Source organism: Kitasatospora sp. RG8 (assembly GCF_017813315.1).
GTDB lineage: Bacteria > Actinomycetota > Actinomycetes > Streptomycetales > Streptomycetaceae > Kitasatospora.
In genome coordinates this window covers 140475-152786 of record NZ_JAGIYX010000013.1, presented here as the reverse complement: position 1 = coordinate 152786, position 12312 = coordinate 140475, and the positions used below count along the sequence as shown (strand labels likewise).

Sequence of the window (12312 nt, the reverse complement as noted above, 5' to 3'; positions counted from 1 at the left end):
ATGCGCAGGCGACATGCAGAAGGCCCCGGAGAGCGAACTCTCCGGGGCCTTCCTCGTACGGTGGCCAGGGCCGGGGTCGAACCGGCGACCTTCCGCTTTTCAGGCGGACGCTCGTACCAACTGAGCTACCTGGCCGTACTGCACCGTCTCTTGCGAGACGAGCGATCCCGACGGGACTTGAACCCGCGACCTCCACCTTGACAGGGTGGCGAGCTAACCAACTGCTCCACGGGACCTTGTGCGGATTTCTCCACATGAGGTCTTGCGCACTGCACTTTACTACGGTACTGCGTGCCCCCAACGGGATTCGAACCCGTGCTACCGCCTTGAAAGGGCGGCGTCCTGGGCCACTAGACGATGAGGGCTTGCGGCCGTTCCGGCTGTTTCCAGCGTTCCCGGGGACGTCGAGAAGCATATGGGATGTCGGGCCGAACGCCAAAACGGGTTTCGACCGACCGGGCGGGGCCGGTGGGGGCGGGGGTTCAGGACCAACCGAGCTCGTCGAGCTCGTGGTCGTCGAAGCCGAAGTGGTGGGCGACCTCGTGGATCACGGTGGTGCGAACCTCGTCCACCACCTGCTCGCGGGTCTCGCAGTGCCGCAGGGTCGGACCGAGGTAGACGATGATCCGGTCGGGCAGGACGCCGGCGTACCACTCGCCGCGTTCGGTGAGGGGGGTGCCCTCGTAGAGACCGAGGAGTTCGGGGTCGGCGGGGTCGGGCTCGTCCTCGACGAAGACGGCGACGTTGTCCATCATGGCCGCGAGCTGCGGGGGAATCTGGTCGAGTGCGTCACTGACCAGCGTCTCGAACTCTTCCCGGGTCATCTCCACCGGATCATTGTCGGGTCTGGGGTGACGGCGTGCCAGACGGTCGTGGCCGGTGTTTCATGGGCCTATGGCGACCTCGAACGGCTCAGCAGGCGGCCCGGCGGGCGGTGCCGCGGGCAGCGCGGTGGACGGGCCGCCGCGGGTGGGGCCCGGGGCGGCCGTGCCGCGGCGGCCGCCGGTGCTGCGCGGGCAGGGGCCGGCCGTCGCGGTGGTGGCGCTGGGCGGGGCGGTCGGGGCGTCGGCCCGCTACGGGGCGGCGCTGCTCTGGCCGAACGGGCCTGCCGACTTCCCCTGGACCACGCTGGTGGTGAACGTGGTCGGCTGCGCGGTGATCGGCGTGTTCCTGGTGGCGATCACCGAGGGCCGCCCGGCGCACCCGCTGCTGCGGCCGTTCTTCGGGACCGGCGTGCTGGGCGGTTTCACCACGTTCTCGACGTACGCGGTGGACATCCGGCGGCTGCTGGAGGAGGGCAGGCCGGGCGCCGGGACGGCCTACCTGGGGCTGACGCTGCTGGCGGCGCTGGCCGCGGTTTGGGCGGCGGCGGGGTTGACGCGGCGTCTGATCCACCGGGGCGCAAGGGAGGGGCGATGACCGGGCTGACCGGGCCCGCGCTGCGGCTCACCGTGCTGGTCGGCGAGAACGACCGCTGGCACCACCGCCCGCTCTACAGCGAGATCGTGCACCGGGCGCGGGCCGCCGGGCTGGCCGGGGCGAGCGTGTTCCGGGGGATCGAGGGCTTCGGCGCCTCGTCGCTGGTGCACACGGCGCGGCTGTTGTCGATGAGCGAGGACCTGCCGGTGGCGGTGGTGATCGTGGACGCGGAGGAGCGGGTGCGGGCCTTCCTGCCACAGCTGGACGAGCTGGTGGCGGAGGGGCTGGTGGTGCTCGACCCGTGCGAGGTGATCAGGTACGTGGGACGGGGCCGGTCCGACACGGGAACGGGCCCCGGTACGGGCGGGTCCGGCGCGGGCCCCGGGACGGGGGTGGCGGGGTGAACTGGCTGCTGGTGCTGGCCGGGGCGGTGGTCGGCGCGCCGCTGCGGTACCTGACCGACCGGGCGGTGCAGTCCCGGCACGACTCGGTCTTCCCGTGGGGGACCTTCGCCGTGAACGCGTCCGGCTGCCTGGTGCTCGGCCTGCTGACCGGGGCGGTGGCGGCGGGTGCGGCGTCCTCGCAGCTCCAACTGCTGCTCGGGACGGGGTTCTGCGGGGCGCTGACCACGTACTCGACCTTCTCGTACGAGACCCTGCGGCTGGCCGAGAGCGGCGCCGGGCGGTACGCGGTGGCCAACGTGGCGGGCAGCCTGGTGGTGGGGCTGGCGGCGGTGTACGCGGGGGCGGGTCTGGCCTCGGCGCTCTGGGGCTGAGCGGGGCCGGAGAGGCCCCGGGCGCGGGTCCCCGGGAGGTTCGGGCCCCCCGGGAGGTTGGGCCCCCCGGGAGGTTCGGGCCCTCGGGAGGTTCGGGCGCTCGGGAGGTCGGGGCCCCCGGGGTTGCGCCGGGCGGGTTGCGCCGGGGGCTTCCTGCCGGGCTGCCCGTGTCCCGTCACCCCGGGCGCGCGTTGGGCACCGGTAGTGCCGGGCGCGGTGGGCGGCCGGTGGTCGGCCCGGGCGGCCCCGGACGGGGCGGCGGGAGAGGGAGCGCGGTGGCGGCAATGCGTGCGGTGCGTGCGGTGACTTCGGCGCGCGGGGCGGGCGCCCGGGAGGACCGTCCGGCGGTGGTGCGGGCGGTGGCGGTCCGGGAGGCCGAGCCGAGGGCGGTGGCGGTGCGGAACGGCGTGGTGCGGGCGGCGGCGGTGCTGGCGGTGGCCGGACTGGGCCTGACCGGCTGCATGTCGGTGGGGCCGGCGGTGGACGAGAAGCACGGCGCGGTGCCGGTCGGCCAGGCCGGGACGCCGGGCAGGGCCGCGGGCGGCGGATCGGCCGCGCCGAGCGGCGGCGGTCACCAGGGTGGCGTGTCCGGGCGGTCGGAGCACGTCGGGGGCGTGCAGGCGGAGAGCGCGCCGGGAACGGGCCTGACCCCCGCGCCGGGGGCGGCGTCCCCCGGCGCGAACGGTACGACCGACGGCGCGGGCACGGTTCCCGGCGCCGCATCCGATGAGGTTGCTCCCGGCGCGAACGGTTCGGCCGGGGGCGCGAGCGCCGGCACCGCACCCCAGCCGGGCGCGGGCTCGTCGGGTGGCGGGGCGAGCGCCGGCACCGGCGCCACGGGCGGTGCGAGCGGGTCCGGGGGCACCGCGGGCCCGGGCGGCGGGACCGGTGACGGGCGCTCCGGCGGCTCCACGGCCAGCACCGCGGCGGCGAGTCCGACCGGACGGCCGTCCGCCACTCCCGATCCCGGCCACACCACGCCCGCCGCCACCGTCCCGCCGACCACCGAACCCTCCTCCGGAAGCTCCGGATCTTCGGCCCCGAGCCCCGGCCCGGGCGGGCATTAGCAGTCTGGCCAGCGCATTTGCCTCTGATCCCGAGGGTCGTCTATGGTGGTAGATCGTTCGTTTGATTCATTTGATTGGCGCCCTATTCCCATCTGGCGCCCTTGGCGCGTTCCGGCGATCCGTGGCTGACCGCATAGAGGCGGTTGTGAAACAGAACCCGGACTTTGGCGCGTGCCACTTCCGGAAGGTTTTGCATGTCTCTCGTTGACGACGCCCGCTTCGCCATGCCCGCGAGCGAGTCCGCCGCCGATGTCACCACCCCCGACGCCGAGCTGATCGACGTCACCGCCGACGCCGCCGAGGCCGTCGCCGACTCCTCCGACGCCGAGACCGCCGTCGACGAGGCCCTCGCGGACGAGGAGTCCGCCGAGGACGCCGAGCCCACCATCACCTTCGGCGACCTGGGCCTGCACGACGACGTCGTGCGCGCCCTCGCCAAGCGCGGCGTCACCACCCCCTTCCCGATCCAGGCCGCGACCATCCCGGACGCCCTGGCCGGCAAGGACGTGCTGGGCCGCGGCCGCACCGGCTCCGGCAAGACCCTCAGCTTCGGCCTGCCGCTGCTGACCCGCCTCGCCGACGGCGAGCGCACCAAGCCGAAGCACCCGCGCGGCCTGATCCTCGTCCCGACCCGTGAGCTGGCCATGCAGGTGGCCGACGCCCTGGAGCCGTTCGGCTCGGTGCTCGGCCTCAAGCTCAAGGTCGTCTGCGGCGGCACCTCGATGTCGAACCAGATCTACGCGCTGGAGCGCGGCGTCGACATCCTCGTCGCCACCCCCGGCCGTCTGCGCGACCTGCTGAACCGCGGCAGCGCCAAGCTGGCCGACGTCCGGACCGTCGTGCTCGACGAGGCCGACCAGATGGCCGACATGGGCTTCCTGCCCGAGGTCACCGAGATCCTCGACCAGGTGCCGGCCGGCGGCCAGCGCCTGCTGTTCTCCGCCACCCTGGAGAACGAGATCGACACCCTGGTCAAGCGCTACCTGAAGAGCCCGGTCACCCACGAGGTCGACCCGTCGGCCGGCGCGGTCACCACCATGACCCACCACATCCTCGTGGTGAAGCCCAAGGACAAGGCGCCGATCACCAACGCGATCGCCGCCCGCAAGGGCCGCACGATCATCTTCGTCCGCACCCAGATGGGCGCCGACCGCGTCGCCGAGCAGCTCATCGAGGCCGGCGTGAAGGCCGACGCGCTGCACGGCGGCATGACCCAGGGCGCCCGTACCCGCGTTCTCGGCGACTTCAAGGACGGCTACGTCAACGTCGTCGTCGCCACCGACGTGGCCGCCCGCGGCATCCACGTCGACGGCATCGACCTGGTCCTCAACGTGGACCCGGCCGGCGACCACAAGGACTACCTGCACCGCTCCGGCCGCACCGCCCGGGCCGGCCGCTCCGGCGCCGTCGTCACCCTGGTGCTGCCGCACCAGCGCCGCGGCGTGTTCCGCCTGATGGAGGACGCGGGCGTGGACGCCTCGCGCCACATCCTCGACCACGCCTTCGACGCCGAGGTCGCCAAGATCACCGGCGCCCGCTCGCTGATCGAGGTCCAGGCCGAGAGCGCCGCCGGCATCGCCGGTGCCGCCGAGCGCGAGCTCGCCGACATGACCCGCCAGCTGGAGCGTGCGCAGCGCCGCGCCACCGAGCTGCGCGAGGAGGCCGACCGCCTGGCCGCCCGTGCCGCGCGCGAGCGGGCCGAGCTCGGCATCGAGGACGAGGCGCCGGCCGCCGAGGCCGACTCCGCCGAGGCTTCGGAGCCCGTCGTCGAGACCGCCGCCCCGGTGGCCGAGGAGCGCACCCCGGCGTACCGCGAGGCGCGCAACGAGCGTCCGGCGTTCGGCCGCGACCGTGACCGTGACGACCGCGGCGACCGTGGTGGCCGTTCCGGTGGCTTCGGCCGTGACCGTGACGACCGCGGTGGCCGTTCCGGTGGCTTCGGTGACCGCGACAACCGTGGCGGCGGCTTCAACCGCGACCGCGACGACCGCGGCGGCCGCTCCGGCGGCTTCAACCGTGACGACCGCGGTGGCCGTTCCGGTGGCTTCGGTGACCGCGACAACCGTGGCGGCGGCTTCAACCGCGACCGCGACGACCGCGGTGCCCGCTCCGGCGGCTTCAACCGTGACGACCGTGGCGGCCGTTCCGGTGGCTTCGGTGACCGCGACAACCGTGGCGGCGGCTTCAACCGCGACCGCGACGACCGTGGCGGCCGTTCCGGTGGCTTCGGTGACCGCGACAACCGTGGCGGCGGCTTCAACCGCGACCGCGACGACCGCGGCGGCCGCTCCGGCGGCTTCGGCGACCGTCCGGCCCGCTCCTTCGGCGACCGTCCGGCGTTCGGCCGTGACCGCGACGAGCGCGGTGGCTCCAGCCGTCCGTTCTCCCGCCGCGACGACCACCGCTCCGGTGGCCGCCCGCAGGCCTCCGGCGGCTTCAACCGCGACCGTGACGACCGCGGTGCCCGTTCCGGTGGCTTCGGCGACCGTGACAACCGTGGCGGCGGCTTCAACCGCGACGACCGCAAGCCGCGCTGGAAGAACTGACGCCGCAAGCGCGCGAGTAGCGCGTAGGACGTCGCGCAGGACGTACTGACCACGGGCCCGCTCCACTTCGGTGGGGCGGGCCCGTCGTCGTTCCCGCACGGGCCACCGTCCGGCGCGGGACCCGCCGCGGACCGCTGTCGCGCGACCGGTTGTTCTGGTGGTGAGAATAACCTGTGGCGCGCGGGCGGCCCGGTCCCGTACGGTCGCGGACATGAGCAGCAGACTGCATCACGTGGCAGCGGTGAACGAGGAGATCGCCGAGCGGGGGAGCTACCGGGCGTCCGGGGGCGAGCTCGTACAGGTGTCGGAGCGACTGGCGGTGGCCAGGGAGGGGACGGTGTCGTACACGCCGGAGGCGCTGGACGCGCTGGTGGCAGCCGGGGCACCGGGGCCGGGCGCGGGGGCGGTCGAGGTGACGGCCGAGGGCAGCATCGAGGCGGCCCGGCGGCTGGTGGGGGCCGGCGGAGGCCGGGTGGGGGTGCTCAACTTCGCCTCCGCGCGGAACCCGGGCGGGGGCTACCTGCGGGGCGCCCGCGCCCAGGAGGAGGACATCTGCCGCAGCGCCCTGCTGTACTCCTGCCTGCTGGAGGCGCCGGACTACTACGAGGCGCACCGCGCCTCCAGCGACCTGCGGTACAGCCACCGGGTGATCGTCTCGCCCGACGTGCCGGTGATCCGGGGCGCGCAGGGGGAGCTGCTGGCGAAGCCCTACCCGGTGACGTTCCTGACCTCGCCGGCGCCCAACGCCGGGCAGCTCGAACGTCGTTCGGCCGGTTCGGACGTCCGTGGCGTGCTCGCCGAGCGGGCCGTCCGGGTGCTCGCGGCGGCGGCCCGGCACGAGATACGCACCCTGGTGCTGGGGGCCTGGGGCTGCGGGGTCTTCCGCAACGACCCGGCCCAGGTGGCCGAGGCGTTCGACGGGGCGCTGGAGCAGTACGGCGCGGCCTTCGAGCGGGTGGTGTTCGCGGTCTGGGACCGCACGCCCGTCTCGGCGAACCGGGCCGCCTTCGAGGCCCGGTTCGGCGCGGCCGTCGGCTGACGCGGGGGCAGCCGACGACGGCCGCGCCGAAACCGACGGGGGCGGCGCGGGGCGGGGCCGGGCGCCGTCGGGGCCCGCTCGCCGTCGCGGCCGGGTGCCGTCGGGCCCCGTGCGCCGCCGCGGCCGGGTGCCGTCGGGCCCCGTGCGTTGCCGGCTTCCGCGCTGTCAGGCCTTGCGGCCCGTCAGGGCGGTCGCGACGGTCGAGGCGGCGGCGACCACTCCGGTGACGGCGAAGACGGACGGCAAGGCGCCGATCTTCTTCGCGAGCGGGTGCGAGCCGCCGAACGCCGCCACGTACAGCCCGGTCAGTGCTGCCGCGGTCGCCGTGCCCGACTGGCGCCGCCACTGCGCGGCCGCACCGGCCCCGGCCACCGCCAGCACCGCGCCGCCCAGCTCGCGCCGGCCCGTCCAGCGGGCCACGCCGTAGCCGCCGACCAGGCCGCCCGCCGCGGTGAGCGCGGCGGGTGCCGCGGCCGGGAGAACGTTCGGGATCCTCGCCATCGTCGACTCCACTCCCCGAGGCTCCTCAGGACGCTTCGGGGCTCCCGGGAGTCCTCGGGCCCCGGAACTCCCGCGGCCCCGGACTCCTCGGCGCTCCGCTCGGCTCCCGAGGGCGCTCGGACCGGTACTTCTCGAATCTTCCGGACGTCCCGACCATAGCCCGATCGCCGGCCGGTCCTGCGGTCCGGTTACCCGAACGCGTCCCCGGTCTAGCCGAACGCCTCCTCGGTCTAGCCGAACGCCTCCTCGAAGGGGTGGGCCGCGGCGGCCCGGGCGAGCCGCTCGGCCGCCTCGGCCGGAGCCAGTACCCGCTCCAGCCGGAGGCTGCCCGGGACCTGCTGGATGAACCGGCCGGCCGCCCAGCTCCGCTCGTACGGCTGAGGGTCCAGCACCAGGGTGCGGACGCCGTCCACCACCGGGATGTCGCTGGGCGTGCCCTCGTTCCAGATCCACGACCCGTCCGGCGCGACCAGGTTGAACGCGCCCAGCGCGGTGACCCTGCGGCCGTCCACCTCCTCGGTCCGGCTGAGCGCGACCACCTCCGGGTCCGGCCGGACGCCCGGCAGGTGGCCACCGCCGATCAGCAGGTCGGCGAGGAGCGTGTGCAGCTGGAAGTTGTCGGTCAGGCCGTCCATCCGGACCAGGTAACCGGTCCCGGTCGGCCGGTCCAGCACCAGCAGCGGCTCGTCGTCCAGCGTCCTCATCAGGTAGAGCAGGCCCTTGAGGTCGTGCTGCTCCTCTCCGTAGCGCTCGACCAGCTCGGCCAGCACCTCCGTCACGCCGGAGGACCACGCGGAGGTGCGGACGGCGGCGTGGGTGTACACCGCGAACGAGGCCATCTGCCACAGGTGGAGCGTCCACCAGCCGATCACCGCCTGGTGGGCGGGCCACGCGTCCGGGTCGTCAGGGTCGGCGATCCGGGCGTGCGCCTGCCCCGGGGAGTCCGCGTCCGGGTCGGGCAGGTCGCCGCCGCCCGTCTCCTTCCACCGCTCGATCAGCAGCAGCGCGCCGCTCAGCGCCCCGCGCAGGCCGGACAGCACCTGGCCGGCGCAGGCCACCGGATCGGCGCCGCGCTCCACGCAGGCGCCCACCATCATCGCCAGGTGGGCCCGTTCGAACGGCGGGGCGTACGGCAGCACGGCGGCCAGGCGCGGGCCGACCGCCGCCGACTCGCGCTCCCCGGCCGGTCCGAGCAGCCCGCCCACCAGACGGAGGGCGGCGTCGAAGCGCTCGGGGTCGACGGCGTCGGCCGCCGCCTCAAGTTCGGCGATCGCGTGTTCGAGGGTCGACTGCTGACGGTCTGACGGGTCGGCGGACCCGCCCTGCGGGGGAATTCGGTCGGACACCATTCGCCGCAGCATAGGCGCCCGCCCTGACGGGGCGTCCGGCCGGGGCGCGGATGGAGTGCGGGTGGGGCACGGCCGGGGTGTGGTGTGCACGGGTGAGGTGCGGCGGTGTGCCATGAGTGGGGTGGACGGGTGTGGTGAACAACGGCGGTCCGATAGTCGGAAAACGCGCGCACGGGCCGGGCGGTGTACCGCATACTCGCGCGGGTGACCGTCACTCGTGCCCTGTCGGCCCCCTCCGTGGCCTCGGAGGAGCCCGCTCTGCGGGCGTCCCCGCTCGAACTCTTCCTCGACCTCGTCTTCGTCTTCACCGTCACCCAGCTCACCGGAAGCCTGGTCCACCACCTCGACCTGGGGGGACTCGCACAGGTCGTGGTGATGCTGGCGGTGATCTGGTGGATGTACGACGCGTTCATCTGGCTGACCAACGCAATGCCGCCCAGCAACCACGGCCGCCGGGGCCTGCTGCTGCTCGCGATGGCCGGATTCCTGGTGATCTCGCTCTCCGTCCCGCACGCCTTCGAGGGCAGCGGCGTCGCCTTCGGCTGGGCGTACCTGCTGGTGGTCGCCGTGCACACCGGCATGTTCGCCGCCTCCGGGGTGGCGCTCGGACCGGTCCTGCGGATGGGCGGGCTCAACCTGGTCAACACCGCCCTGGTGGTGGCCGGCGGCTACCTCACCGGAACTCCCCAACTCGCCCTCTGGGCTGCCGCCTTCGCCCTGCAGTTCGCGATTCCCAGGCTGGTCGACCTGCCGCAGTTCCAGCTCCGCGCCGACCACTTCGTCGAACGCCACGGGCTGATCGTGATCATCGCGTTCGGCGAGTCGGTGATCGCCATCGGCGTCGGCGCCGGCACCGCCGACCTCACTCCCGCGCTGACCGCCGTCGCCGTGCTCAGCCTCACCGTCTGCGTGGGCCTCTGGTGGGCGTACTTCGGCCGCGACGACGACACCCGCGCCGAACACCACATGGCCGCGCTCCCGTCGTACCGCCGCAACCAGCTCGCGGTCTCCGTCTACAACCTCGGCCACTACGGGCTGCTGCTCGGCGTCCTGCTCTTCGCCGCCGGCGTGAAGTCCGCCGTCGCCCACCCCGACGCCCCGATCACCATGGCCCAGGCCGCCGCACTGGCGGGCGGCGTCGCGCTCTTCCTCGCCGTCAACACCGCCGTCCGCCGCACCTTCGCGCTCACCCCCAACATGCCCCGGCTCGCCGCGGCCGCCCTGCTGGTCGCGGTGGTCCCGCTGGGCACCGGTGTCTCGGCGCTGGCCGAGGTGGCCGCGACGGCGGGCGTCCTCGCGGCGGCCTTCGGGTACGAGGCATGGCAGCGCCCGGTGGCAGACTCGACCCGTGACTGACCACGTGATCACGGACGGCAGCTACCGGGTGCGCAACGTCGGCAGCGGCCTGCTGCTGGAGGTCGCCGACGGGAGCCGCCGCAGCGGCGCCAAGGTCCGGCTGGGCGCGGACGACGGCTCGGACGCCCAGCTCTGGCACCTCACCGCCGTCCACCCCGGCGGCGCCCTCTACCACTTCGAGAACGCCGGCAGCGGCAAGCGCCTGGACGTCACCGGCGCCTCCACGGACGACGGCGTGCCCGTCCAGCAGTGGTCCGCCAACGCCTTCGGCGCCCAGGAGTGGCTCCTCGAACACCACCTGGACGCCCCCGGCACCTACACCCTCACCAGCTTCATCAGCGGCAAGCCCCTCACCGCCGCCCCCACCCCCGGCGCCCCCGTCGAACAGCGCGAGGACATCGACTCCCCGACCCAGTGGTGGCACCTGGAACGGCAGGAGTAACGGCCGGGCCGGGGGTCCTAACCTGGAAGCAGAGAGGTCAGTGCAGGAGATAGTGCAGCAGACGATGTCCAAGGCGAAGAGCCCAATGGCTGATACCTGGATTCCGCCGGAGGGGTCCTGGGCGTCATCCGCGGCGAACCGGCGGAACATGCAGGCGATCCGGAGCCGCGACACGAAGCCGGAGATGCGGATCAGGCAGCTCGTCCATGCCGACGGCCTCCGTTACCGTGTTGCTGCCCGGCCGCTTCCCGGGCTCCGGCGTACGGCTGACCTGGTCTTCCGCCCGGCGAAGGTGGCCGTGTTCGTTGACGGCTGCTACTGGCACGGGTGTCCCGAGCACTATGTCTCGCCGAGGACCAATCCGGGCTACTGGTCAGACAAGGTCACTCGTAACGTCGAGCGGGACCGCGACACGGATGCCCAGCTGGAAGCGGCGGGCTGGATGGTCCTCAGGTTCTGGGAGCACGAATCACCGGAGGGGTGTGCTCTGGAAATCGGCACGGTCGTCAGGGAGCGTCGCGGAAATGCCCGGACCGTCATGCGCGACGATCAGGCCTGAGCTGTCGGCAGCAGTCGGAAGTGCTGCCTGCTTCTCGCTGTCCGGGCGGGGGCCGAGGCTGAGGACCGCGGCAATGCTCTTTCCGAAAGCCTCTGCCACCGGCGGCGGGAATGCGTTGCCGACCTGCCGGTACTTGGCGGTCTTCCCGCCCTCGAAATACCAGTCCTCCGGGAATCCCTGGATGATGGCTGCCTGGCGCACGGTAAGCTTCGGCCCGTTTTTGCTCAGCAAGTCCCGGGCGACATTGATTTCGCCATCCTCGTCATTGGCCACGCCCATTGCGTCGACGCCGAGCTTGCTCCAGGCGGCCTTTGCCCGGGTCGGCCCGAGGTCGGCGCCGCCGTGCTTCTTGGAACCGCCGACCAGAGTGGGGGCGACGCCGCCGACCCTGGCGTGCTTCTCCCAGAAACGGTGCTGCTCCTTGAGGTTCTCAGCCAGCTCGGGGTAGAGCTTCTTTGCCCTGTCGTAGCGATCCTGCATGCTCTTCTTCAGGGCCTGGAAAACAGTCTTCTGCTTGCCATTGCCGACCGGCCACTCGAACTTCTCCGCGTAGTAGTCCGAGTGGATAGCTACCAGAATGGCCCGCGGGCGGAGCTGGGGTACTCCGTAATCTGCTGCCTCCACCAGATCCCACTTGCAGATCTGGTAGCCCATCTCTTCGAGCTCTGAAATGATCTGCTTACGGTATCCGGCGAACTTGTGCTCGGGCTGGAGCAGGCCGCGCACATTCTCGATCATGACGGCCTTGGGGCCGATCTCCCGGACGAGTTCGAGCATCCTCGGGAAGAGATCCCTCTCGTCGTCCTGGCCGAGCTGGCGGCCGGCCAGTGAGAACGGCGGGCAGGGAACCCCGCCTGCCAGCAGGCTGATTCTTCCGTGCTCGAAACCCGGAATGTGCTCGGCGGGCGTGAATTCCTTCACGTCCATCGGGTGGACGGTGCCATGCTCTCGCTCCCACTCCCACCCGTCGCGCTCCCGGACGTTCTTGGCCAGCGCGGCCGCTGCGTGCTTGTCGATCTCGACGAGGGCCACATGCTTGAAGCCTGCCTGGTGGAGGCCTACCGCCTGGCCGCCAGCGCCGGCGCAGATCTCGACTGAGGTCAGCGGCTCTTCGCTGGTGGTCATGGGTCGTCCTCCCTGGCTGTGACACGCAAAAGCCAAGTGTCGCAGAGGCGAAGGCGGTCTGGCGCGTTCGGCCGTACCCGCTGGTACCTGGCTGGTAGCTCCGCCTGATTGTGCCAGCAGGGGCTGACAACAAC

At 73.0% G+C, this 12312-nt stretch carries 13 protein-coding genes and 3 tRNA genes; 9 read left to right on the top strand and 7 right to left on the bottom strand.

Annotation, left to right across the window (positions count from 1 at the left end; all coding sequences use genetic code 11):
• Window positions 1-61: 61 nt before the first annotated feature.
• From J5Y04_RS20730 to J5Y04_RS20715, 4 genes are all read right to left on the bottom strand, one after another.
• Window positions 62-135 (bottom strand) — tRNA-Phe (locus J5Y04_RS20730).
• A 27-nt stretch (window positions 136-162) separates the two neighbouring features.
• A tRNA-Asp gene (locus J5Y04_RS20725) sits at window positions 163-236 on the bottom strand.
• A gap of 56 nt (window positions 237-292) precedes the next feature.
• Window positions 293-365, bottom strand: a tRNA-Glu gene (locus J5Y04_RS20720).
• A gap of 117 nt (window positions 366-482) precedes the next feature.
• Window positions 483-824, bottom strand: a complete 342-nt coding sequence (locus tag J5Y04_RS20715) for a metallopeptidase family protein (protein ID WP_148644860.1) — start codon at window positions 822-824, stop codon at window positions 483-485.
• A 70-nt stretch (window positions 825-894) separates the two neighbouring features.
• On the opposite strand from J5Y04_RS20715, the gene crcB (J5Y04_RS20710) reads away from it, so the two are divergent.
• The 6 genes from crcB (J5Y04_RS20710) (at window position 895) to J5Y04_RS20685 (ending at window position 6846) form a co-directional block, all read left to right on the top strand.
• Window positions 895-1419 carry a fluoride efflux transporter CrcB gene (gene crcB / locus J5Y04_RS20710; protein WP_209413566.1) on the top strand — a complete coding sequence of 175 codons (525 nt, stop codon included), beginning with the start codon at window positions 895-897 and terminating at the stop codon, window positions 1417-1419.
• On the top strand, window positions 1416-1823 hold the full coding sequence (locus J5Y04_RS20705; protein WP_209413565.1) for a DUF190 domain-containing protein: 408 nt from the start codon (window positions 1416-1418) through the stop codon (window positions 1821-1823). Before crcB (J5Y04_RS20710) ends, J5Y04_RS20705 begins: the two co-directional genes overlap by 4 nt.
• Window positions 1820-2194 carry a fluoride efflux transporter CrcB gene (gene crcB / locus J5Y04_RS20700; RefSeq protein WP_209413564.1) on the top strand — a complete coding sequence of 125 codons (375 nt, stop codon included), beginning with the start codon at window positions 1820-1822 and terminating at the stop codon, window positions 2192-2194. The genes J5Y04_RS20705 and crcB (J5Y04_RS20700) overlap by 4 nt, the downstream gene beginning before the upstream one ends.
• Window positions 2195-2496: 302 nt before the next feature.
• Window positions 2497-3261 (top strand): hypothetical protein, encoded by a 765-nt coding sequence (locus tag J5Y04_RS20695; protein ID WP_209413563.1) that lies wholly within the window; start codon window positions 2497-2499, stop codon window positions 3259-3261.
• Between the two features lie 194 nt (window positions 3262-3455).
• Window positions 3456-5807 (top strand): DEAD/DEAH box helicase, encoded by a 2352-nt coding sequence (locus tag J5Y04_RS20690; RefSeq protein ID WP_209413562.1) that lies wholly within the window; start codon window positions 3456-3458, stop codon window positions 5805-5807.
• A 211-nt stretch (window positions 5808-6018) separates the two neighbouring features.
• On the top strand, window positions 6019-6846 hold the full coding sequence (locus tag J5Y04_RS20685) for a TIGR02452 family protein (protein ID WP_209413561.1): 828 nt from the start codon (window positions 6019-6021) through the stop codon (window positions 6844-6846).
• 165 nt (window positions 6847-7011) lie between these two features.
• Here J5Y04_RS20685 and J5Y04_RS20680 read toward each other — a convergent pair whose 3' ends face one another.
• Together J5Y04_RS20680 and J5Y04_RS20675 are read right to left on the bottom strand one after the other, a co-directional pair.
• Window positions 7012-7347, bottom strand: a complete 336-nt coding sequence (locus tag J5Y04_RS20680; RefSeq protein WP_209413560.1) for a hypothetical protein — start codon at window positions 7345-7347, stop codon at window positions 7012-7014.
• Between the two features lie 230 nt (window positions 7348-7577).
• Window positions 7578-8696, bottom strand: a complete 1119-nt coding sequence (locus J5Y04_RS20675; protein WP_245205125.1) for a hypothetical protein — start codon at window positions 8694-8696, stop codon at window positions 7578-7580.
• 204 nt (window positions 8697-8900) lie between these two features.
• On the opposite strand from J5Y04_RS20675, the gene J5Y04_RS20670 reads away from it, so the two are divergent.
• The 3 genes from J5Y04_RS20670 (at window position 8901) to J5Y04_RS20660 (ending at window position 11053) form a co-directional block, all read left to right on the top strand.
• On the top strand, window positions 8901-10052 hold the full coding sequence (locus J5Y04_RS20670) for a low temperature requirement protein A (RefSeq protein WP_209413559.1): 1152 nt from the start codon (window positions 8901-8903) through the stop codon (window positions 10050-10052).
• Complete coding sequence (locus J5Y04_RS20665) at window positions 10045-10494, top strand: RICIN domain-containing protein (RefSeq protein WP_307853217.1); 450 nt, start codon at window positions 10045-10047, stop codon at window positions 10492-10494. The genes J5Y04_RS20670 and J5Y04_RS20665 overlap by 8 nt, the downstream gene beginning before the upstream one ends.
• Window positions 10495-10558: 64 nt before the next feature.
• Window positions 10559-11053: a very short patch repair endonuclease gene (locus tag J5Y04_RS20660; RefSeq protein ID WP_374106065.1), complete on the top strand. Its 495-nt coding sequence runs from the start codon at window positions 10559-10561 to the stop codon at window positions 11051-11053.
• Here the strand turns inward: J5Y04_RS20660 and J5Y04_RS20655 are convergent.
• Window positions 10964-12178 carry a DNA cytosine methyltransferase gene (locus tag J5Y04_RS20655; protein WP_209413557.1) on the bottom strand — a complete coding sequence of 405 codons (1215 nt, stop codon included), beginning with the start codon at window positions 12176-12178 and terminating at the stop codon, window positions 10964-10966. The genes J5Y04_RS20660 and J5Y04_RS20655 overlap by 90 nt on opposite strands.
• Window positions 12179-12312: the final 134 nt, after the last annotated feature.